Source organism: Limnoraphis robusta BA-68 BA1 (assembly GCF_034932365.1).
GTDB lineage: Bacteria > Cyanobacteriota > Cyanobacteriia > Cyanobacteriales > Microcoleaceae > Capilliphycus > Capilliphycus robustus.
Genome location: NZ_JAYGHR010000001.1, coordinates 78408 through 101855, shown reverse-complemented (window position 1 = coordinate 101855; position 23448 = coordinate 78408). Strand labels below are relative to the sequence as shown.

Below are 23448 nucleotides of genomic sequence, written 5' to 3'. Positions count from 1 at the left end.
GGATTCACAGAAGTCTGAAAGGTCTGAATTCCGCTACTTCAGACTTTACCATTAGATGCTTTTAGACGAACTGTACTACTCCAAAAATAAGTTAGCATCTGGAGGACTATAACTTTCAGTGGGCGCAGCAGCCGGAGCTTCAGGAGCCGCAGCAGGGGCTTCGTAACCTCCCGACGCCGCAGCCGGAGCGGGTGCGACGCTATCGGATGAGGAGTATCCACTCGAACCACCGGAATAGCCACCCGAATAGCTATCTGAATAGCCCGAAGAACTACCTGAATAATCGCTGGAATAACCACTAGAATAGCCCCCACTGGAGTAACCCCCTGAGTATCCGCTAGAGCCAGAAGAATAGCCACCCGAAGAGCTATCTGAATATCCACTCGTTGAGCCGGAATAACCCCCCGAGTATCCACTGCTCGAGCCAGAAGAATAACCACCCGAGTAGTCCGAATATCCACTCGTTGAACTCGAACCACTGGAGTATCCACTCGACGAAGAACTCGAAGAACTGCTGCCAGAGCTAGAATAGCTGCTTTGTGAAGAACTAGAAGAACTCCTAGAACTCGTTGGCTCAGAACGTCGAGGTTGTTGAGCCGCCCAGTAAGCATCCCGTTCTTCAACCCAACGGGCGATCGCATTTTGGGCTTCATAGTAGAGGGCGCGACCATAGCGAATTCGAGACGCTTCTGAAATGGCTGAACTCAAGCTGCCTTTATCCGCTAAACCGTAGGCTTTGTCAAGCAGGGGGCGATCCTCAGCAATTTGAACTTCTGTCACCCATTCGTTAATTTTGTCACGGGCTTGACTGTGGAGAGCGCGACCTGAAGCAATTCCAGAAGCTTTATCAATCGCCGCACTCAAGTTTCCTGCTTTGGCTAAAGCCAGAGCTTCATTGAAGATCGGTTGATCTTCGATAATTTCAATCCGTTTTGTCCACTCCGCGATCAGAGTTTGAGCTTCGACTCGCAAGGGACGACCCAGTGCCACTTGAGTGGCTTGCTTAACTGCGGCTCTAAACCCATTGGCGTCTTCTTGTTCTGCTAATTTACGCGCCAGAACGATATGAGGTCGGTCTTCAATGCGTTCGATTTCTTTGCGCCAGTGGGCGACTAAGGTTTGAGCGTGTATCCGTCGAGGTCGGTTTGGACTGAGGGTTTGAGCTTGATCCATCGCCAATTGCAAAGCAAAGGGATGACCAATTTTGGCGATCGCATTAGCCAGTTGTAGATCGATCAGATCTTGAATTTGTCCGCCGAGTTGATCGGGGGGAATGTTGGCTTCTTGATAAAGAGCTTGCTTAATGCTCCCCTTCTCCACAGCCGCTTTTCCTTCTAACAGTACGACCAACTTTTCCAGGAAGGGCTTACTGCTGGCTTGATTTAAGGAAACATCTTGAACCGTCGCCAACAGCATCAAGTTTTGGGCATCTTGATAGAGCGGAGAATATTCAGGAACTCGTTGGGCAATACTGATGACATTCGAGCGATTTTTAGCTTTCAACTCCTGTGTGGCTAGATCAACTAATCTCTGGCTCCAGTTTTTCACCTCTTGTTGAGCCACTGAGTAGATGTATAGTTTGGAGTCTACCCGATGAGCTAGATCAATGGCTTCTTCTAAGCTACTGGGGCTGTCTTGTTTGGCAATCTCGCGAGCTTCTTGCAGTCGCTTATCGCCTTGTCTTTCGATCGACATCCGATCCACTAGCTCGTTGAAGCGTTTTTCTCGCCAGTGAGCATTGTTGAGTTTGGTGAGAGACTGGATGTGGCTGAAAGCTTGCGCCCAGTTTTGTTGTTTTAAAGCGGCGATCGCTTTTTTGTAGAGTTGTTGCCCTTCATCCCAGTCATTTTGCCATCCGGTGATCGCACTTTCTACAGTCGAGTAGGCGGGGCTTGTTTTAGGGACAATGCTAATTAAGTCGATCGCCCCCTGCAAGTTACCTTCGTCAATTTTTTGGTCAGCTAAGGCGATCAGTAGCTTTGCCCATTGCTCCATCATTTTCTGGGCTTGAGGCTGAAGGGGATGAGTCTCTGGCCAACTTTCGATCAAGTTAAAGGCGGCTTGAATTTTTTCGAGTTCTCCCGACTTAGCGCCCTGGTCTGCACAATAGAGCCGATCTCCATCTGGAGATATGGGTGAGATTTCTTCACAATTTGGCGGAGGTGGAGTAATCAACAGCCACAGCAAGGCGCCGGCTCCCATTGTTCCAAACCCAAGCAGAACCGTCAGCCAAAGGAGTTGCCACCCCCAAAAGCCTTTGGGCAACTTCAGTGAGTGCTTTGTTGGCGTGACGGTCATTGTGGCTGTTTCTGCCTCTAACTTCGGTGTTGAGGTTTGAGGAACAGCGTTGTCTTCGGGGCTACTTAAGCTGCTAGATGGGTTAATTTTGGGTGTCGTCATGACTTCACCATTTTCCTTAGATTCATTCTGGGTTTTGCCTCTCCCTATCGGCGGGAATCGAGTTCGCCATGAGTTGAACCTTGACCCGAAGCTGTTTGAACTTTGAGTGCAGACCAGACCTTGGGTTCACTCTAGCGGTTTGCTTCTGTTCAGTTCGGCTTTTTCCGTTTGTGGGGAATTGCTGACCGAATCTGCTGTGATTTTATACAGTTTTAAGCCCGGTTTTACAACTTTGGCTGATTTTCCAATAAAATGTTATCGAGTTTTTTTAAGCTTTACACATATTAGCCATCCTACGTCCCCTCGTCAAACGGTCGAATTCTTGGGTGTTGTACAGAGAGTTTAGCTTCTATCAAGATGCTTTGGGGGTTGAGTCGGTATTTTCCGCAGTATGGACTGATTCTGATGAACTGTAGCCAAAAAAGTCTATGCGATAATCGGTGATTTTAATTCCGGTTTGTTGTTCGACTTGCTCAATCACTGAAGCGGGCAGTTCAATATGAACATCGATAATTCGCTCGGTATCCAAACAATTCACATGGGAGTGAGAATCACTGATGTGTCCGTACAGGCGACCCTCAGATCGTTCAATACACTCAATAATATTCTCACGGGAGAGCGCTTCTAAGTTTTGGTACACCGAGGTATGACCGATCGCTTTCCCCTGTTGATTGAGTCTATCGTAAATTTCACGAGCTGAGAGGTGTTCCTGGGCTTCCCAGAGGAGTTCCAGGATAAAGCGACGCTGACGGCTCAGGCGCATTCCCTGGGTCTGACATCGATGGAGTGCATCGTCTAATGAACGGATCGGTTTCACTTCTTACGCCTCTATTTTTATAAAATGACCTGTTATCTCTGCTGTAAAACGTATGTATACAAATTTACTGCTACTTCAATTTTATCTTAGGCATTTTAGCGGGTTGAGTAAAGAAAGTCTCCCCAGTCAGGCTACAATTTGAACGGATCAAATCCCTTACCCCGGCTACCTACAATTCTAAAAGGGGAAATCCGGTGCAGTATCAACAAAGGTTGACAAAACATGACAATCACGATCAAGGTTAATGCTGAATGTCTACATCAGTTGGACTTGTCACCTGCTCAAATCACGATTGATCAGTTATTCCAACAAGGCGCGATCACGGCTTCTGAGCAACAGATGTGTTTTGAGATTGATTATCCTCGCGATCCTCAAGACCCCCGCGAACTGTCTGAAGTTCCAGAAGTGCGACTGTGGTTTGTGCGCTTGGATGCTCGTTATCCTTGGTTGCCTTTTTTACTTGACTGGAAAGGGGGGGAACTGGCTCGTTATGTCGCCATGCTTGTTCCTCACCAGTTCCATCGCACTGAGGGAATTCAGTATAACCCAGAAGCGTTGGAAATTTTTTTAATGCGTAAGATTTTTATTTTAGCAGATTGGCTCCCCCAGCAAGGAATTCCGAGTATTTCCCGACTCAAGTCTATGTCTCAAATGCTGGGGTATGATTTGGATGACGGCTTGTTTGAGTTGATCACTGCAAGTTAATACTCAAATTGATTCCCGGTTGGATCAAAGGTACAAATTTCCTCTTCAAGAGCAATCTGTCGATGCAAGCATCACATAGATCTTGTCGTTTGTCATCTAGCTGGGTTATGATTTTGTTAGACTATGATCAAGTAAGAGTGGGAATCTACTACGTTGAAAAACACAACGGCCCAATTTTTAGAAACAGCAACACTTGAAAATTAATCAGGATCACTCAAATGTCAGTTACATCAATCTCGTGGGTTTGATGTAGCATGAGTTTAGTAGGGGTGTTTATTCAGTATTTTAAGTGAGAACCTTACTGTTTCAAACAAAGTTATCCGTATTTTCTATACTGGGTGAGTATTCTTCAGAACTTGGAAGAGTCTCAGGTACTCCAAAAGTTTCACAAAGTATTTTGCTGAAAAGTCTTTTTTTGTATTTCTAGGTTAAGTTCGTCGCTCACTGACTCAATCTATATCAACCTGAAAATTCACACCAATAGAAACGTTTGAAATTGCTATGAATGGAACTGAAAGCCAAGATTTAGAATCGATGCGTGTACTGATGGTCGTTGAGAATATCTCTCGGAAAATGGGGGGCGAAGCGGGCAAAAGTTTTTATTATTTACGACTTTTGCGAGAACGCAATATTGAGGTTCGAGCAGTTTGTCATGGGCGAGTTCGTGAAGAGCTTCGTCAAGAGTTTGCTGAAGATCCCGAACAGTTCCGAAAAATCCATTTTGTCGATGATACTTGGTATCAGGTTCTGGTTTGGCGGATAGGCAAACTGTTTCCCTACCGCATTCAAGACTTGATCTTTGGTCAAATCATCCATTCGATCACCCAATACCACATCCGCAAGTTAGCCAAGAAACTGATTAAAGTTCATAACATGGATCTGGTTTTTGAGCCAGCACCGATCACCCCCAAAGGACTAAGTTTCATCTATAACATGGGTGTGCCTGTGGTTATCGGCCCCCTGTCCGGTGGGTTAGAATTTCCTCCGGCTTTTCAGTACATGGACTCAAAAATTAGCCGTCTTTCCATCAATATTAGCCGCTCTTTCTCCGAGATTCTCCATCAGTTAATTCCCGGAAAAATTAAAGCATCAGCTTTGATTGTTGCTAACCAACAGACTACTGATGCTTTACCAAAAGCTTGTCAAGGGGAAATCTATCAACTCATTGAGTCCGGTGTAGATTTGGATCTATGGCCACCGAGAGAATCCCGTCAGTCTCAGCCCGATCAACCCGTTCGGTTTATCTATGTTGGACGGCTTGTTGATTGGAAAGGCGTTCAATTTCTGATCGAAGCTTTTCAACAAGTCGCTCATCAGAACAGCAACGCGGTGTTAGAGTTAGTCGGTAATGGTCAGTTACAACAACAGCTTGAGAACCGAGTTCAAGAGTTAGGTCTTCAAAACCAAATCCGTTTTCATGGATGGCAGCCCTCTGCCAAAGTCAATCAACTTCTACGTGAATGTGATGTGTTTGTGATGCCTTCTCTGCGGGAAGCAGGTGGAAATGCGATCATGGAAGCAATGGCGATTGGATTACCGACGATCGCGACGAATTGGGCAGGGCCTTCTTATATTGTAGACTCTCGCTCTGGTGTTCTCGTAGACCCCAGTTCGCCAGAGGAGTTTACAAAGGGTTTAGCCCAGGCGATGATCCGTCTGGCTGAATCTCCTCAACTTCGAGATCAAATGGGAGAGGCAGCCAAGCAACGAGTTCGAGAGGACTATTTTGACTGGCACTCCAAATGCGATCGCATTGTTGAGATTTTTTCAGAAACACTTCGTAAAGCCAAAAAACTCCCGGCTCTGCCGTCTCAACAAGTTGATCAGAACTTCCACTCTTTTGTAGGAACCGAGAGAATATCAAACTTATAAAAGGCTAGTTACAGGATTTGATCTCAGCTTGCCCCCTTTCTTTTGTCGGAGAGGGGGTATTAATTTTTGACGCTCCTCTGCCTTTAGGCGAGAGAATTCTTCGTTCAACGAGTCCACTTAGATTAGATACCTTGCAGCGTCTAGTCCAGAGGTGGTTCTCTCCCCAAGCGTTACTTTCGGTGCGCCCCACCGTAGTTGAAGAGTCCTTCAAAGTTGGCTTGGATTGGGATTACTCCCAAAATACTGCTCGTCAAGCTCAATAGAATCTTTTACCTACTTCTAGATTCGGATCTAGAACAATCAAGTCGAACCCCAGAGATTCAATTGCCAAGGTTCAGCGTAGTGCCATTAGGCTGGGTTTTTAGAGCGGTTGATTACCCGGCCCGCTATAATCTAATTCTACACATTTTTAGAGCGATGGCAAGAACTAAGCGACTACAACTTCTGTTAAATATTTCATATAGCAGTACGCATAAAGGTTAGAACACTTATAAATTCTGAAACCTATTCACAGTTTACTGTTCCCTGTTCCCTAGCGCGTAGCGCTATATGAGTTTTGCTCTGGGAAAAAATCTATGAACTTTTGTCAAGATTTTTTCGCATTAGCTTGAGCTTTTATCCGACCATTTTTCACAGCAGTCACCATCGTTGTCTGCTGAATAATACCGCAACAGCCTCCGATCAAAGTCGTTAATCCTTTGTCATAAAAATTTCACAATTCGAGTATCAGTTAATGAATAAACAGAGCCGTTTGGATAGTATCTAACTGCGTAATCGAGTTTATTTCGACCATTTTAGGCTAGAACACTTCCAAATCGGCTAATTTTGTCCTACAGACTACAGGGATATGTCACTGAGTCGGAGACTGATTTTATCAATTTTACACAAGCTTTATAATCAAGTTTATAAGCTTTACAAAAAATGATTGTTTTTCTCTCAAAATTAGTTTTATTATTTGGCTTAATCAAAACAAAAGTTGAGTTGTCAAATGGTGATTGAAAAAAGCCCGAAATATCATGTTGTTTTAAGTAGACCTTTCGATTTAGAGCAGTTTGCCCAAAATGCTCAAGAGGGAAAATGTCCTCGACATACCATGTGGACACTGGCTGAAAAACTGGGAGCAACCATTCACGAACCAGGACAATATCCCATCTCAGTTGCAGATCGCTTGTTATCAAAGGTGATCGGCGGTAGTCAACCTGAGCATTTGGCGATGGCTCGTGCTTTGTCTGAGCAAGTCGATGAGAATGATATCATCTTTTCGATTGGTGAAGATTCCGGTTTTGCGATCGCCACTGTTTGTGGTGCGAAGGTCAACCGACCTAAAATGGCTGTTTTTGTTCACAATGCTGATCGCCCCCGTAGCCGTGTGGCACTCAAGTTGTTCAACTTGGGAAATCGCATTGACCTGTTTATGACCAATACAAAGGTCAAAGCTGACTTCCTGCAAAACTACTTGGGGCTGCCTTCAGAACGAGTTTATCTGGTCACTGAACAAACCGATAGCCAGTTTTTCACCCCTGGCCCTGCTTCAGCCGATAAAAAGCGTCCAATTATTGGTAGTGGCGGTTTAGAACAGCGAGACTACTGCTCTTTAGCAGAAGCTACCCAAGATTTAGATCTAGATGTCAAAATCTGTGCCGTTTCTCCCAACGCCAAAGCGCTAGGAGATACTTTCCCCGAAGTCATGCCCAAAAATATGTCACGGGCATTTTATGATTGGGCAGACTTACGTCAACTCTACCGAGATTCTGACATTGTTGTAATTAGCCTCAAGCCTCACAACTATCAAGCTGGGTTTACGACATTATTTGAAGCGATGTCTTGTGGGCGTCCTGTAATTATGACCCGAACTCCTGGTTTAGCAGAAGAGTTGGCTGAAGCTGGAATCATTACAGGAGTTCAAGCTAAAGATCCCCAAGGAATGCGTCAAGCTATTCTTGATTTACTGAATAATCCTGAAAAAGCCCAAGCCCAGGCCCAGCGAGGTTATGAATTAGTCCAAAAACAATATAACAGCGAACAATACGTTGACGGTATTGCTCAACAGTTAATGTCTTTACAGCAGGAAAAACAATTAATTTTAGCTTATTAATCCGGTTGAAAAAACAGGAAACTGTATTGACTATCCGATTTTTTTGTTCGTGGAAATCATTTCTCAGTATCAGTAGGGTGTGTCAAATCATCATAGCTTTTCCCGGTCTAACAATGGTAATGGCTTGGATGCACCCTACCTATTTTTAATTTTTCATTAATAATTTTAAGGATTTATTTTTTCAAATAGATAGACATCATCTTGAGAATATTTTAATTTAAATTGGGGTAATTCTTGTAGTTTATAAACAAGATTTTTGGCAAATTTTGAGTTGCTTTTCCAACCGGGATGTCGAACATTTAAAAGCACATAATCAAATTGAATTAGATCGGTTGGAGGTGCATCAACATTGGTAAATTTCACAACCGGACGATGGGTAAGATGAGGGGCTAAATTAGCAGTGGTCAAGACTGATCCTGGAGTCGTTTTAATAAGATTTGTGGCTAGATGATTAGCTTTCCAAGTATCGATTTCTTGGAGATAGATAGACCAAAAATAACCAAATTTTGCTAAACTTAAAAAGGAGATTAAAGACCAAACAATAATTAATTTATGTAAGATATTTTTTTGTTGTACAAGTTTTAAAGTCAAGTTTTGCCGATGCCAAAGACTCAAAACCCATTGGCCTAAATATTGTTCTGAATGGGCTAAACTGGAAATCATGGCGACTATCAAAAAGGGTAAAATCGGGATTGAATATTGATGAATTAAGTCTCGTTGGGCATCAATTTCTGAGAGAATATTCTTCGTTAATGCAGGTAAAGCACTAATCAGAGGGGTTAAATATCGGGGCGATAACCACCAAACAACAGGCGAGAAAAATAAGGTGATATATTCAAGGGTTTTTAAAGAAAAAAAACGGTCTAAAACCAGTCTAGGTTTAATGATAATATTAATAAGAATTTCTAATACGGAGTTGCCTAAATAGGTGTAACGTCCAACTCCACCGGGGCCTAAACCTGCTTTAAAATAGGGAATAATTCCTTGAATAACAATGATAAACCAACCGACTCCCGCCCCAAGTGCGATCGCCCCACAGAGTCGTTTTTTTTCAAAGAAAAATAGCCAACTTCCCATCGCTGCAACGGTTAAAGCCAAAGCATCTTTACAGCCTAAAATCCAGATGATCGCAATACAAAACCAACCGATTTGATTTAAGTTTGCGGCTAAAATAGCGGCTAAAAATACAGGTAACGCCATCACTTCGGGATGAAAATCAAAGAGATTAATATTAAAGACAACCGGATATAATAAATAGACTCCCGCTATTGCTAAAGATAAAGATCGGTTTAACCCCGCTTGTCGGGCTAGTCCCCAAGTTGGCCAAGCCCCTAACGCCAGAGAAATAGCTTGAATAAACAGTAACCAATGAACAGAAGGATAAATGCGGTAAAATAGAGCAATGATATACATCACCCAAGCCGCATGATTTCCCATATGATGAATTTCTAAGAAAGAAGAAATCGGGGGTTTTCCCTGACTGATCAGATAAACAATTTGATCATAAATGCCAAGTTCAAATGCAGTAGACTGAAATAAAGCATGACGTAAGCTACTACAAAAAAAGAAAATCATCGATGCGATCGCAATCATTCCACCCAGAGGATGTAGTTTGAATGATCTCCATCTCCATCGTTTTATTTGGGGAAATGGCAACTTTTTCATCTCATCGGAAAATTGAAATTCTGCATTTTCAGGGAGGTTTAATTGAGAGAATTTGTTGTCCGTTGAAACACCACCACATCATCCCGTTGATAAAGAGACTGAAACCGAGGATCGCGGGTGAGTTGGTTGGCGAGATTTTCACCGATTTCTGCTGTATCCGGCCAAGGATGACGTAAATTTAAAATGATATAATCAAATTCAGTTAAATTATAATCGGGTGAAACTTGACTTAACAATTTGAGGACAGGACGATGGGTAAAATGAGGGGCGAGTTGATTATCTGTTAACAGATTTCCTTGGGATTGAATTTGGGTAACGGCTTCTCGAGTTGCTGTCCAGGTATCGAGTCGATTAAAATAAATCCAAAACCGACCATATTTCCCAAACATCAGGAAAACAATGAATGACCAGATGATAATCAATTGAGGGAGTTTGCTAGAATAAAAGAAGCTTCCAGAGGCTTGTAAATCTTCTGGTTTTCTGATTTTTTTCCAGATTTTAGCGATCAGGGTTCCGAGATTAGAAGCATGATGTTCTAAGCTAGAAATAACGGTCAGCAACAGAAAAGGAAGAATGGGAATAGAATATTGATAGGCGAGACTCCGTTGAAAGGAAACATCAGATAAGCTATTAATCGCGATCGTCGGAAGGGCGGGAATTAAAGAGGTTAAATAACGGGGAGATAGCCACCAAATCACGGGAAAAAACAGTTGATAGAGGTAATCTAAGGTTGAGAGTGAAATCAATCGTCCTAATACTAAATCGGGTTTCAATATAAGATTAACGAGAATTTCTAAAACCGAGTCGCCTAAATAAGTGTAACGCCAAACCCCTTCGACTTCTCGCCCACTAAAGTTAGGGATAATCACCTGAGTCACTGTGATAAACCAAGCCATTCCTAAACCCAGTGCGATCGCCCCACAAATTCGCCGTTTTTCAAAGATTAACAGCCAAAACCCCAACGCCACTATCGTTAAGGACAACACCGCTTTACATCCTAATACCCAAAGGATCGCCAGACAAAACCCAAAAGTTTTTTGTAACCTCGCCGCTAAAACGGCGGCTAAAAGGGCGGGAAGTGCCATGACTTCAGGGTGAAAGTCAAACAGGTTAATATTAAAAACAACCGGATAGAGGATGTATATTGCTGCGATCGCCAGCGATAACCGTTCACTCAACCCCGCCAGACGTGCTAAACTCCAAGTCGGCCAAATTCCTAACGCCAGGACGATCGCTTGAACTAGCAGCAACAGGTAGACACTGGGATAGATTTTGTATAACAATCCTAGAGGATACACCGCCCATGCCCCATGATTTCCCAGGTGATGAAAACCCAAAATTGAGGAAACCGCAGGCTTTCCTTGACTGATCAAATAAATCACTTGATCGTAAATGCCCAAATCATAGCCAGTGGATTGAAACAGCAGGTGTCGCAGGCTACTACAAATCCAGAAAATGGCGATCGCACTGACGATCATCGAGATGACAGGTGAAGGAGGAAGCCAATTTTGAGGTTTTTTTGAGGAAGAAGATTCAGGCGATATCTGCATTCAGGTTCAATCCGTCTGTAAATTACGGCGCAATGTCCGATTGATCGTACAAGATTAACGACTCAGAGGAAACAGGGAGACAGTGAACAGTGACCAGTAATCAGTGAACAGTAACCAGTGAACAGTAACCAGTGAACAGATAATATTGAGAACTGTATAACTGATAACTGCAAAAGCTGGTCACTGATAACTGATAACTGATAACTGATAACTGTAAAAGCTGGTCACTGGTCACTGGTCACTGGTCACTGTAAAAGCTGGTCACTGCATAACTGATGACTGTAAAGGGTATCTCGCTGTTGAAAGGGGCGCCCGATGGAAGAAATCGCTTGTTGTAAGGTTTCCGGTTCCATACAAGTCCCACCAACGGCGCCGGCCATCGTGGTAATATGTTCTTCCATGAGTGTACCGCCAATATCATTACAGCCCCATTTCAGGGCTTCTGTCGCCCCTGCAAGTCCGAGTTTGACCCAACTGGGTTGATGGTTCAAAATCCAATTTCCGAGGAAAATACGGGCGACTGCGGTGAGTAGTAAACTATCCTTTAACACAGGTTGATCGCGTCCAACTCGTCGCCGGAGTGAGGCGGGGGCTTCTTGACCGACAAACGGCAACGCGATAAATTCAGTGATGCGGGCGGGATAATTGCGGTCAATCGCGGTTTGTTGCAGCGATCGCAATTGTTGCAAATGTTCGATCTGCTGTTGCGGGGTTTCAATATGACCACAAAGAATTGTACTGGTTGTCGGAACTCCTAAACGATGGGCGGTTTCAACGATTTCTAGCCAAGTCGCGCTGTTAATTTTTTCGGGACAAATCACCCGACGCACGCGATCATCAAGAACTTCTGCGGCGGTTCCTGGCATGGAGTCTACTCCAGCATCTCGCAGGGCGCCAATAACGACATCATAGCGGAGATGGTCTTCACGGGCGATGAATTGTACTTCTTGGGGCGAGAAGGCGTGAAGGTGCAACTGAGGGAAGGTTTGTTTAATGGTTGCAATTAATTTGAGATAATAGGGCAGAGATGCACCGTTAACTTTCGCCTTGAGGTTGAGTCCCCCCTGCATACAAATTTCGGTCGCCCCTCGTTCAACGGCTGCCGTTGTTTTTTCTAAAATTTGAGCAGTATCTAACCAAAAGGCACCGTCTTCTCCCTCATCTCGCCGAAAGGCACAAAAATTACAATGCTGTTCACAAATATTCGTAAAGTTGATATTGCGGTTAATGACGTAGGTGACGGTATCTCCTGCTTGTTGATGGCGTAACTTGTCGCTAATCTCCCGGATGATTGTTATGATCGCAGGATCGGTTTGTTGGAGTAAGACCACGGCTTCTGTTACTGAAAGATCCTCTCGGGCAACAGCACGGTTTAAAATAGCATCAATGGTTTGAGTAAGCATGAAAAAGCCAACATCTATAGGAAGTTGCATCATCTGAGGCGGGTTTGGAGAAAAAGCTCATACTTCAATTCCGGTGTGAACCCTTTCTCTAAACCTGCTTGTAGTATAAATTATGATTAGGATTTTGGTGTTCGATTTTGAGTTAAAAATATGCACTCATTTTTCAATCCCTTGAAACCGATGTTGAATTTACATTCTAATTCTCAGAAGGCTAACAAACGTTTTCGGGTTTTAACGTTTAAATTTTTGAGTCTGAGTTGGGTTTTTACTCTGATTTTTGTCTTAGATTTTTATCAGGGTTCAAGTTCTAGGGTTCTCGCCCAAACGCCTTCTCCTCGAGTGACTGAAGACTCTCCAAGTCAGAGGAATTCTCCCGCTTCTAGAGAAGCTACCCCAGAGAGTCCAAACTCGACCGAGAAACCTGGCGATCGCAATAATTCTGCGTCTGATCCTGAACAATTATTTGAAAAGGGAGTCGAACAATTTCGCCAGGGATTATTTAGTGAATCCCTTGAAACGTTTAAACAGGTATTAGAAATTCGCCAAAGCCAAAATAATCCCCTAGAAGTTGCAGCGACGCTCAATTATTTGGGTGATGTTTATGCGAATATGGGCGATAATGTAGAGGCTGAGAAAGCGATACAAAAAGCTCTCGCGCTTTACCGTCAGCAAAGTTCTAATAGTAATGAAGTCAATCGAGGTGTGAGTCGCAGCTTGAATTTATTGGGGTTTGTCTACAGTAATACAGATAAACTCTCAGAGGCTTTAAAGTTACATCTAGATGCCTTGAAAATTGCTCAGTCGATTCAAGATCCGGAAAATATTGGAGAATCTCTGCATAATATTGCTTCAGTTTATACTCGTCAGGGTGAATTTGAACAAGCACTCGAATATTATGAAGAAGCGAGAACTTATCGTGAACAGGTTGGAGATTTGCGCGATCAAAGTCGTACCTTGAATAATTTGGGCGCACTCTATTTTAGTCGCGGTGACACGGAGAAAGCTATTGGAGTTTATCAGCAAGCTTTAGCTTTACGTCGTAAAATTGGCGATCAAGCCGGGGTTGGACGATTGTTGAGTAATATGGGTTATATCTATCAGCAACTTGGAGATAATTCTCAGGCGTTAGTTCATCTTCAGCAAGCGGTGGGTTTACTCGAAATCATCGAAGATAGAGAAAATGCGGCGAGGGTTTATGGCTTGATGGGTACCATTTATGAAACACTTGAACAACCTGAGAATGCGTTGAAAGCCTATCAGCAAGCTGTTGAACTCACCAAAGCGGGTGAAGATCGTGAAAAACTGGGTAATGCTCTCGATCAACTCGGTAATGCCTACTACAAACAAAGCCAATATCAACAGGCGGTACAAACCCATCAGCAAGCATTATCCTTGTATCAAGAACTAGAAAATAAACCGAAAATCGGAGCAACACTCAACAGTATTGGAGAAGCTTATGAAGGTTTGGGTGACTATTCTCAGGCTTTGGCTTCTTACCAACAAGCCTTAAAAATTCGTCAGGAAGTTGGCAAAAAAGCCGATATTGGTAAAACACTGAATCATATTGGCGAAGTGTACGAAAATTTGGGAGACTATTCTCAAGCTCTTAATAGTTTCCGCGAAGCGTTAGTGCTGCTGAAAGAAGCCGGAGACACCGAAGGAGAACAAGCCGCTCGTCAAAGTATCGAGTCTGTTGAACAAAAACAAAGTCAACAGACTCCATAAAGGTTCTAGTGTTTAAGTTGTATTGTCTAAAAGAACGGAGAGGGGGAGATTTTAACTCCCGGTACCTTTCGGCACACTCGAGTTAAACTCGAGTCATATTAAAATCTGTAACCTTTATAGAGCAGGCATTATAAAATTCATGTCAATTTAAAATCAGAAATTGCTCTATAAATGCACTATAGATAGGCTATAATCATGCTGTACTGTAGCTTTAGAAGGTTTTGAGATGACATCAAGTTCAGTTACTCAAAAGCAGGGGAAGTATCGGGGTAAGGTAGGTGTATCAAGTTCAAGAGGTAAACTCAGGCTTACCGTTCCTAAGTCTGTGTCAGGTAAGCCTGGCAGTTTTTTGAGCTTAGGTTTAATTGATAATCCTGAGAACAGAAAAGTAGCTTTAGCTAAAGCAGCACTACTGGAGTCTGACATACTCTATGAACGTGTTGACCCAACATTAGACCGTTATCGTGTTCTCAAGTCTGTAGCGGTATTAAACCCACCTAGCATTATCGAGGTTTACAGCTTGGGTAGTCTTTATAGCGATTATACTGAGTCAAAAAAGGGAAGGGTTAGACCAGGAACTTATAAGAACGGATACTTGGTTAACCTTTCCCACATCAAAAAATCACCTTACTTTGATATTAACGTCTTGGATGTGTCTGACGTTAGCTACGCCCAAAAAATTGCTGATTGGGCGAGTCAAACCCTCACAATCGGGACGGGTAAGCGGTTGATAGTTCAACTTAACGCCTGTTTCGACTGGGGGATTAAGTTAGGTAAATTAAAACTCAAAAAATCACCCTTTTCTGAAATAGAGAAACAGTTTGAAGCGAAACAAAGAAAGACCGATGAAAACTGGACTAACTTGGCATTTACAGCAAAAGAAAGGGATAGGATTTTAAACTATCTTAAACAAGATAGTAAAGGTTGTATTTATTACGGTTACACCGCATTCTGTTTTTATACAGGTGCGAGACCTGGCGAGGTTAGGGCGTTAACTTGGGATGATATCACACCTAATTGCACACACATCAACTTCAATAAAGAAATAGTTGACGGTAAGGGTGGACGTGTCACTGTTCAAGGGTTAAAAACAGAGGAAAAACGACTTTTCCCAATTAATGAACAGCTCAGGCAGATTTTAATTGAACAGAAAAAACAAGCAACCAATAGTGATAATTTAGTGTTTACATCACTCATGGGTTGTCCTGTTAATCCGTCTGGTTATTTCCGTCCTAAGATTTGGAGACCTACTTTAGCCGCGTTAAATATAGCTTATCGCAAACCGTATTGTACCAGACATACATTCATCACACTTTGCCTTGAGTCAGGAATGCCTGTTAAAGACTTGGCTAAATTAGTTGGCAACTCAGTGAATATTATTCACAAACATTATGCGGGTGTCAACGTAAGAATGTTAACAGTTCCTACTCTATAAGACAATTGACATTGTGTGAATAATCAGAAAAGGCTTCTATTCTTAGACAGAAGCCTTTTTTTGTCTTAACTAACCTTAGTTAAGTAAGAATCACTATGAAATTCTTCCCTTGATAATATCTCCCTTCTCCTTAATTTTCTTATAATATCAAGCCAGTTTTCAATTTTTTCATATTCAGTTTTTATGATTTATACCAACACCTCATCTTCGCATTTAACCATTACTTTAAACATAATTTTTGTTATATAGTTTGTTTGCACTATAAACGCACTATAAATTTACTCTATAGAGCTATAGAGTAGAATTCTGTTTTTCGTTTTGACAGGCTGTAACCCCTGTCAAACGGAGAGGGTGGGATTTGAACCCACGAGAAGCTATTAACTCCTACTCGATTTCAAGTCGAGCGCATTCGACCACTCTGCCACCTCTCCAGTCAATATTTAGTTTTGATCTAAAGGGCAGCGATTTGAGATCGAATACTGCCTCTAATTTCAAAGCTAGTTTAAGATTATAGCATAGATGCTGCTTCAACAACAGGCTGAGATTGGCGATACAAAATTTCTTCTTCGGCGATGCGAAACTCTGGGTTCACCCAAACTAATTTCGCCTCAGACACCTGACCTGCTTCTAATATGACCAGAGAAAAGTTGCGTTGCTTATCGGTTCCTCTGTCCTCAATACGGTTCACTCTCGCTGCATTTAGATAAACCGTCCCCTCCGAACCCACCTCAACACATTTCCGCAGACGAGTTTTGGTATGGCGAAGATTATGGTGCATATGACCAAAGGTAACTAAGGGAATCTGTTTTCCTAAAGCCCGAGTTTGAGCGATCGCCGAGGCAAAATCCGGATCGCCGTAATCTCCTCCTATCGGTTTCCAATCTTTGCCGCAGGGGTCTTCTGCTGCTTCTCCTAACCCCGTCGGCCCCGTATGACCTAAAAAAATCACTGTATTCTGGGTTGAACTTTGGGCGGCTTCTACGATGCGACGGGTGGAGTCTTCAAAACTATTCACCCCAAACCATTCTTGATAGAATTGACTCTCTCTCCACTCTGGCCCGCCCCAAGTAAAGGGACGACTACCAACCACTGTAAGCCCAAATTCGGGGAAATCTCGCTTTCCATAACCGACATGGGCTTCTCCCAACAGATCCATTTGTTGTTGTACCCAGTTTTCTTTTTCGGGGTCGTAGGGACAATGTTTGCGTCCCCAACTGGTCATCGTATACCAGGCGTCATGGTTGCCGAAAACGGCTGCTTTTGGGAGGTCTAAGGCGGCGATCGCTCTGACGACTTCTACCGCTTCGTTACCATAATCCCCCACAAACAGCACTAAATCAACGCCTAACTGCTTGAGGGCGATCCCGTCTTCTTCCTCCCATTGGTCATGTACATCACCGACAACAGCAATCTTAATGCTTTGCTTACAATTTTGATTCATCTCTTACTCTCTTGCCTCTCTTATTCTACGATAGGCAATTTCAGACCTTTTTTTGAACGGTGGTGTCGATCGCAACAGACAAGTCACCTCGATCTGCCGCATATTTTGGTGAAATCAACTATAATTAGAAGTTACGTTTTGTTAACTCCTGAACCGGAAAGGCACAATTTATGTTCACAACCACACTGTACCGACAAGCGAAATCTGAAACAACCCCTGATGATTTGTTTTCCGCTATTAATGACCTAAAGCGGGAGTTAAACGCGGTTGTCTTGGCTCACTATTATCAAGATCCCGATATTCAGGATATTGCTGATTATATCGGAGATTCTCTCGGTTTGTCTCGTCAAGCGGCTGAAACCAGCGCGGATGTGATCGTGTTTGCGGGGGTTCATTTTATGGCGGAAACGGCTAAAATTCTCAACCCCGACAAATTAGTATTATTACCGGACTTAGAAGCAGGATGTTCACTGGCTGATACTTGTCCGCCTGAAGAATTTGCCCAGTTTAAAGCCCAATATCCTGATCATATTGTCGTCTCTTATATTAACTGTAGTGCGGCAATTAAAGCGATGAGTGATATTATCTGCACCAGTTCAAATGCTGTTGATCTTGTGCGACAAATTCCCGAAGATCAACCAATTATTTTTGCTCCAGATCGCAATTTAGGCCGTTATGTGATGGCAGAAACAGGTCGAGATTTAGTGCTGTGGGATGGGGCTTGTATGGTGCATGAAAACTTCTCAGAAAAGAAGATTGTGCAGTTAAAAATCCAATACCCGCAAGCTAAAATTATTGCTCATCCAGAATGTGAAGAACCTGTTCTGCGTCATGCTGATTATATTGGTTCAACGACAGCATTATTGAAATATGCTCAACAAAGTGACTGTTCAGAATTTATTGTAGCAACTGAACCGGGAATTATTCACCAAATGCAAAAAGAAGCCAGCAATAAACAGTTTATTCCTGCCCCACCGATGAATAGTTGTGCTTGCAATGAATGTCCGCATATGCGTTTGAATACGCTAGAAAAACTTTATCTGGCGATGAAAAATAGAACCCCAGAAATTACCCTTCCTGAAAATATAAGGCTAGCGGCATTAAAGCCTATTCAACGAATGTTAGAAATGAGTCGTTAAATTTCAAGGGTGGGCAATGCTCACCCGAAACGGTAAAATTGACTTCAGTAATGGCTGCGAGTTTGAGAATAAAATTAGAGCAGTGACATCATAGAGTTCGTCACAGCAGCAGTTACAGGATTTTTGAATGATTTATCAGCAGTCGAACCCCAACTCAAAAGGCAGTCGTTGTCTTTGTCAGTGGACGGTGATCCGCCGAGTTTCTCCCCAGAAAAAACAAGGCGAGGAAACAGAGAATTCTGTAGCTGATCAAATCTTCCCAACTCCAGAAAATACAACGGGTATACCCGATGATCTCAAAGCGGGAATTGAATATCTCTGCGGCTTTTCTATCGATGATGTGAAAGTTCATTATAATTCTGCTAAACCTGCCGAGTTAGAAGCATTAGCTTATACTCAAGATCAAGATATTTATATAGCGCCCGGTCAGGAACAACATTTACCCCATGAAGTTTGGCACGTTGTTCAACAAATGCAGGGTCGAGTTCAGTCTACTTTGCAGGTTCAAAATACATCCGTGAATGATAATATTATTCTAGAACAAGAAGCGGATAAAATGGGGGAAAGAGCGAATAAATTTAAGATTGATAGAGCAAATTATATCAGTTTTCCCAAGATAATTAAAGCATTTCAGAATATTATTCAGAGAAAAATTGGGCTAGAAATAGAAGTTCCGATGGATTTACAAAAAGGGACTCTTAAAACAGAAGCGGAAAGAAAAGAAGTCTCTCCCTTTAAAACAAAAAGTCGAGAATTACCCTTTATTTCAGCCAATGATGGATGTATTAAAAAAGGTCAATCTGCTATTATGAATGGTAACTCTTGGAGTCTGACTCCTGATGGTTACGAGGATAGTTGGTATTGTGAATATATTACAGATCCCGTTGATGAGGCGCAAAGCCCCCAAGGATTAACTCGTATTGTAGAAGACCTAAAAAACTGGGTAAGCGAGAATTTAGTAGATTTAAAAACAGGAGAATATATTCAACTCGCTGAAGATTATGTCGTAGGATGGCATCCTTTTCAAAAGGGTAATGAAATATCAGGATCATTTCATGTGACAGCAGGAGTGAGGCTTGATAGAATTTTTGAGATGTTAGAAAAAATTGCCAAAATTAACAATACTTCTCTTGAAAATAATCAGGATTATTATCAAGGATTATTGATCGGAAAAGCTGATAAAATTGTGATGGTTCAGGCTGTTAATTATACCCAAAAAATTAATGAATCTTTGGAATATAAAGGCTTGGTTGCTTTGATGGGCAGTTATGTTGGGGGTCAGTATCGATTTATCAACCATCAAAATCCAGAAATGAGTCTGAACCCTAAAATCCGAACGGGTAAAATATTAGTTCCCGTTTTAAGCCGAACTAACCTGGGAGAAATTCGACAACAGGTTAAAATTAACAATAAAGAAAAATTCTTGAATTATGTTTTAATGGCGGCAGGAATGACAGAAGAACAAGCGAATGAGCCGCTTTTTCCTCACAGTTTAACCGCCGGAAAAGAAACAGGTCGAAGTATCGACGCTAATCCCAAAATAACTATTTCTGAGTGGGTAAATGGGGTTTTGAATGGCGAAGATCAACAGTGGTCGGATCAAGATTTTTCGATGGAATATGTTGGCCCCGAATGGAAAACAATTTCTCCAGAAGGGGTTTCTATGACTCATCGAAAGCAGGGTGCAGTTTTGGAAATTCGCAGCTTTGACTCTTACAACCTTCCGGTTGATCAATGGGGAGACTTTACAACTGAGGTGGTTTTGTTGTTTACTAAGCTTAATGAATTGCGTTAATCTACCTGCGATTAATGGAACATCTGATTATTTTTACTCGTTATCCTGAAGCGGGGAAAACGAAAACTCGATTAATTCCCGCTTTGGGGGCAGAAGGTGCGGCTGAATTTCATCGCCTAATGACTGAAAAAACAGTTAAAACGGTGAGAGAATTTGCCGCATCTCATTCGGTTTCAGTTGAAATTCGCTACACAGGCGGAAATTTGGAATTGATGCAAGATTGGTTAGGGGTTGATTTGCGGTATAATTTGCAGGGAACTGGTGATTTAGGCGATCGCCTGCGAGAGTCTTTTCAAGGGGCTTTTAATACGGGTAAATCGGCTGTTATTGCCATCGGAACAGATTGTCCTGATCTCAGTGTAGAGATTTTATCTCAGGCATTTGAGAAGTTGCAAAAACAGGATATTATTATTGGCCGGGCTGAAGATGGGGGTTATTATTTAATTGGATTATGTCAGTTAATCCACGAATTATTTTTAGGCATTAATTGGGGAACTTCTGAAGTTTTTAAACAAACACTAACGGTTTGTGAAACTCTAAATTTATCAGTTGTATTTTTGCCAACCTTAGCCGATATTGATCGTCCTGAAGATTTAAAATAATCTCTCATCGGTTTTTCATCTAAGTTTCGGGTATTTCTCAGACGGGATGATTAAACTATTCAACAATAAACAAATATCAATCTGTTCGTTGTTGCGCTTTAGCGCGATATATAGCAATAAGAAACACTGCATATTCAAGATTTCCTTTGTTGTACGCAAAATCTATAATGAATGAAGCTATAATTTCTATTATTATTCCTGTTTTAAATGAGGAAAAAACAATCATCTCGGTGCTGTCAAAGCTGCAAAATACTCCTAATCTTGAAATGATTATCGTAGATGGTGGCAGTCAAGACAATACAATAAAAGTCGTCGATAAATTCGGGAAAAATACAAATATTGAAGTGCGAATTTTAGAAACAATTCGAGGACGCGCCCATCAGATGAATATGGGGGCGAAAGCAGCAACCGGAGAGATTTTGCTATTTTTACACGCTGACACCCAATTACCCGAAAGGTTTGAGAAATGGGTGCGTCAGGTACTCGATGAACCCAACACTATTGCAGGGGCATTTGAACTTAAAATAGCCGCATCTGTGATCGGGTTACGTTGGGTCGAACAGGGTGTAAAATGGCGATCGCAGTATCTCCAAATGCCCTATGGAGATCAGGGGATTTTTCTCAAAGCGAGTACCTTTTGGGAGGTGGGCGGCTTCCCTGAATTGCCTCTGATGGAAGATTTTCAACTGGTGCGTCAGTTACGGCGACGAGGAAAAATTGTCCTTGTCCCTGTGGCGGTGACAACTTCGGGACGACGCTGGCAAAAGTTAGGCGTATTGAGGACAACGTTAATCAATCAAATGATTATTATCGCCTATTTGTTGGGCATTTCTCCCTCAACCCTCGCGAATTGGTACAGAAGTAAACAATAATGAACAAAGATGTGAACTTTTTTAACGCTCCTGTTGATTTGTGCGACTAGATGACGCATCCCTGCGTAAAATAGAAGCTCAAGTTTGCTACAAATTGTCAAACATACAGGAGACAATCAATATGAGTGCGGCTGACGACGCCAGAGATTCAGGGTTTGTTCAACCCTATAAGGGCGATCCCTTTGTCGGACATCTGTCTACACCTATCAGTGACTCCGACTTTACACGGGCATTTATCGGCAATTTACCCGCCTATCGTAAAGGCCTTTCTCCCCTGTTACGGGGCTTAGAAGTTGGTATGGCTCACGGCTATTTTATTATTGGCCCCTGGGTTAAATTTGGGCCATTACGCGATAGTGCCAGCGCCAACTTAGGCGGATTAATTTCAGGAATTGCTCTGATTTTAATTGCTACCGCTTGTCTGTCTGCTTATGGGTTAGTTTCCTTCCAGAAAAAATCTGAAGGTGCTGATTTCCTTCAAACGGATGAAGGCTGGAGTCAATTTGCGGGTGGCTTCTTTATTGGTGCAATGGGCGGCGCTTTTGTTGCCTTCTTCCTGCTGGAAAACTTCTCGGTTGTCGATGATATTTTCCGAGGAATTGTCAACAACTAATTCCCCTCTGAGTTGAATTTTCTTGACTAAGCTTTAACACGGGTTAAAACAACTCAGACCAATTTCGGTTACAATTTGGCTACTGTGAAATAGGAGAATTTAATATGACAGGTTCATACGCGGCTGCATATTTGCCCTGGATTTTGATTCCAGTTGTTTGCTGGTTAATGCCCGTTGTCGTTATGGGTTTACTGTTCATTCACATTGAAAGCGAAGTCTAAAACTCTCGCTTGAACTAACTGAAAAATCCTCCACTAAACAAACAGTTGGGGGATTTTTTGTAGCGTACATCAGACCATAGAATAAGTAACTAATTATATATTGACTCATCAAGCAATTTTCTCGGACTTTTCCATTACTTTTTCAGCAAACCTTAATTAATCTTTTTCTTTTCTGAAAATTGTCAAAATACTCGCCAATTTTGGTTATAAAATAATAGGGGTTAAACTAAATCTGAAGGTTTACCCCCATCCACCTCAACAACCACTAAATCCTCAGAATAAAACCATTTTATCTTACCTTTGCGATCGCAAACTGCCACTAAATGATAATGGTCTTCTTCTTCAATTGCTGTTAGATTCCAAGGGGGACTACTGCGAGATGATTTATAAATACCGAACCCAGTTCCCATTAAAATATAACGCTTTCCACTTTCTTGATGTTCAACGATAGTTGCCATGTTGACTCACGCCTTTATTTGAATGAGATGATTGTATTTTAGTCTAAAAAGTTTCCTCAATTCAAGGATAATTTTATTCAGTCATTCAGCTTTCACTAACGATACAGGAATCAGGTAACTCAATTAACTTGTTTTTTGAGGATAAACCGGATTTAATAATAACTTGAGATTTGGGGATATTAAACTGTTTGGCTAAGAGTTTGATTAACTCTTGGTTTGCTTTCCCATCAACGGGAGGGGATTTCAGATGAATTGTCAAACAGCCATCTTCTTCTTTGGTAATAGATTGTTGTTTAGAATTGGGTTTAACTTTTACTTGTAAAATCGTCAAAATCAAGCCTCCTTTACTCGACTAAATCTATTCTCATTTTACCCCATTTTTTAATAGAAAAGACCGATAATCATTTAAAAATTTGTATTGACTTTTGCAATAATTTAGGGTGGACAGAATATCCACCCCTGGAGAATTGGGTAATTCCCGGAATTTCGGTAATTTACAAGCCGTTACGCGCCCAAACCACCATTGAAATGGAGAAGGTGAACACAACCAAAACCGCAACCCAACCTAATGAGAGAATATCCATAACAGTCTACTAACGTAATGATGACTAAATTGTTTCAGGTCTGATCATATCTCGAA

20 protein-coding genes and 1 tRNA gene are annotated in these 23448 nt (G+C 42.1%); 11 read left to right on the top strand and 10 right to left on the bottom strand.

What is annotated here, in order from left to right; translation table 11 throughout:
* Positions 1 to 75: 75 nt before the first annotated feature.
* Together VB836_RS00465 and VB836_RS00460 are read right to left on the bottom strand one after the other, a co-directional pair.
* Positions 76 to 2400, bottom strand: a complete 2325-nt coding sequence (locus VB836_RS00465; protein WP_323217518.1) for a hypothetical protein — start codon at positions 2398 to 2400, stop codon at positions 76 to 78.
* Positions 2401 to 2752: 352 nt separating this feature from the next.
* Positions 2753 to 3217, bottom strand: a complete 465-nt coding sequence (locus tag VB836_RS00460) for a Fur family transcriptional regulator (protein ID WP_046278095.1) — start codon at positions 3215 to 3217, stop codon at positions 2753 to 2755.
* 222 nt (positions 3218 to 3439) lie between these two features.
* On the opposite strand from VB836_RS00460, the gene VB836_RS00455 reads away from it, so the two are divergent.
* From VB836_RS00455 to VB836_RS00445, 3 genes are all read left to right on the top strand, one after another.
* Positions 3440 to 3922: a CRR6 family NdhI maturation factor gene (locus VB836_RS00455; RefSeq protein WP_323217517.1), complete on the top strand. Its 483-nt coding sequence runs from the start codon at positions 3440 to 3442 to the stop codon at positions 3920 to 3922.
* 501 nt (positions 3923 to 4423) lie between these two features.
* Complete coding sequence (locus tag VB836_RS00450) at positions 4424 to 5794, top strand: glycosyltransferase family 4 protein (protein WP_323217516.1); 1371 nt, start codon at positions 4424 to 4426, stop codon at positions 5792 to 5794.
* Between the two features lie 988 nt (positions 5795 to 6782).
* Positions 6783 to 7889: a glycosyltransferase family 4 protein gene (locus tag VB836_RS00445; RefSeq protein WP_323217515.1), complete on the top strand. Its 1107-nt coding sequence runs from the start codon at positions 6783 to 6785 to the stop codon at positions 7887 to 7889.
* Positions 7890 to 8054: 165 nt separating this feature from the next.
* Here the strand turns inward: VB836_RS00445 and VB836_RS00440 are convergent, their stop codons facing one another.
* The 3 genes from VB836_RS00440 to cofH form a co-directional block, all read right to left on the bottom strand.
* On the bottom strand, positions 8055 to 9554 hold the full coding sequence (locus VB836_RS00440) for a DUF2079 domain-containing protein (protein ID WP_323217514.1): 1500 nt from the start codon (positions 9552 to 9554) through the stop codon (positions 8055 to 8057).
* 38 nt (positions 9555 to 9592) lie between these two features.
* Entirely contained in the window at positions 9593 to 11104 is a 1512-nt protein-coding gene (locus VB836_RS00435; protein ID WP_323217513.1) for a DUF2079 domain-containing protein, read from the bottom strand.
* Positions 11105 to 11349: 245 nt separating this feature from the next.
* Positions 11350 to 12507 carry a 7,8-didemethyl-8-hydroxy-5-deazariboflavin synthase subunit CofH gene (gene cofH, locus VB836_RS00430; RefSeq protein WP_323217640.1) on the bottom strand — a complete coding sequence of 386 codons (1158 nt, stop codon included), beginning with the start codon at positions 12505 to 12507 and terminating at the stop codon, positions 11350 to 11352.
* A gap of 150 nt (positions 12508 to 12657) precedes the next feature.
* Between cofH and VB836_RS00425 the strand changes: the two genes are divergently transcribed.
* Together VB836_RS00425 and VB836_RS00420 are read left to right on the top strand one after the other, a co-directional pair.
* Positions 12658 to 14232, top strand: coding sequence for a tetratricopeptide repeat protein (locus VB836_RS00425; RefSeq protein WP_323217512.1), 1575 nt, complete (start codon positions 12658 to 12660; stop codon positions 14230 to 14232).
* 226 nt (positions 14233 to 14458) lie between these two features.
* Entirely contained in the window at positions 14459 to 15667 is a 1209-nt protein-coding gene (locus tag VB836_RS00420; RefSeq protein WP_049558035.1) for a site-specific integrase, read from the top strand.
* 343 nt (positions 15668 to 16010) lie between these two features.
* On the opposite strand, the gene VB836_RS00415 is transcribed toward VB836_RS00420, so the two are convergent.
* Both VB836_RS00415 and VB836_RS00410 read right to left on the bottom strand, forming a co-directional pair.
* Positions 16011 to 16098 (bottom strand) — tRNA-Ser (locus VB836_RS00415).
* 77 nt (positions 16099 to 16175) lie between these two features.
* Complete coding sequence (locus VB836_RS00410) at positions 16176 to 17108, bottom strand: TIGR04168 family protein (protein WP_323217511.1); 933 nt, start codon at positions 17106 to 17108, stop codon at positions 16176 to 16178.
* Positions 17109 to 17278: 170 nt separating this feature from the next.
* On the opposite strand from VB836_RS00410, the gene nadA reads away from it, so the two are divergent.
* The 6 genes from nadA (at position 17279) to VB836_RS00380 (ending at position 22350) form a co-directional block, all read left to right on the top strand.
* Positions 17279 to 18247 (top strand): quinolinate synthase NadA, encoded by a 969-nt coding sequence (gene nadA, locus VB836_RS00405; protein ID WP_323217510.1) that lies wholly within the window; start codon positions 17279 to 17281, stop codon positions 18245 to 18247.
* Between the two features lie 127 nt (positions 18248 to 18374).
* On the top strand, positions 18375 to 20042 hold the full coding sequence (locus VB836_RS00400; protein WP_323217509.1) for an eCIS core domain-containing protein: 1668 nt from the start codon (positions 18375 to 18377) through the stop codon (positions 20040 to 20042).
* Between the two features lie 14 nt (positions 20043 to 20056).
* Entirely contained in the window at positions 20057 to 20644 is a 588-nt protein-coding gene (locus tag VB836_RS00395) for a TIGR04282 family arsenosugar biosynthesis glycosyltransferase (protein WP_323217508.1), read from the top strand.
* Positions 20645 to 20811: 167 nt separating this feature from the next.
* On the top strand, positions 20812 to 21516 hold the full coding sequence (locus VB836_RS00390; protein WP_323217507.1) for a TIGR04283 family arsenosugar biosynthesis glycosyltransferase: 705 nt from the start codon (positions 20812 to 20814) through the stop codon (positions 21514 to 21516).
* A gap of 121 nt (positions 21517 to 21637) precedes the next feature.
* The gene (locus VB836_RS00385) at positions 21638 to 22129 is read left to right on the top strand and encodes a photosystem I reaction center protein subunit XI (protein WP_323217506.1); all 492 of its coding nucleotides are present in this window, start codon (positions 21638 to 21640) and stop codon (positions 22127 to 22129) included.
* 104 nt (positions 22130 to 22233) lie between these two features.
* Positions 22234 to 22350 carry a photosystem I reaction center subunit VIII gene (locus VB836_RS00380; protein WP_323217505.1) on the top strand — a complete coding sequence of 39 codons (117 nt, stop codon included), beginning with the start codon at positions 22234 to 22236 and terminating at the stop codon, positions 22348 to 22350.
* A 221-nt stretch (positions 22351 to 22571) separates the two neighbouring features.
* Here VB836_RS00380 and VB836_RS00375 read toward each other — a convergent pair whose 3' ends face one another.
* The 3 genes from VB836_RS00375 to petN all read right to left on the bottom strand — a co-directional run bounded on the left by VB836_RS00375 (position 22572) and on the right by petN (position 23392).
* Complete coding sequence (locus tag VB836_RS00375) at positions 22572 to 22808, bottom strand: hypothetical protein (RefSeq protein WP_046279733.1); 237 nt, start codon at positions 22806 to 22808, stop codon at positions 22572 to 22574.
* A gap of 85 nt (positions 22809 to 22893) precedes the next feature.
* On the bottom strand, positions 22894 to 23139 hold the full coding sequence (locus tag VB836_RS00370) for a DUF167 domain-containing protein (RefSeq protein ID WP_323217504.1): 246 nt from the start codon (positions 23137 to 23139) through the stop codon (positions 22894 to 22896).
* A 163-nt stretch (positions 23140 to 23302) separates the two neighbouring features.
* Positions 23303 to 23392, bottom strand: coding sequence for a cytochrome b6-f complex subunit PetN (gene petN / locus VB836_RS00365; protein ID WP_071941453.1), 90 nt, complete (start codon positions 23390 to 23392; stop codon positions 23303 to 23305).
* Positions 23393 to 23448 lie beyond the last annotated feature (56 nt).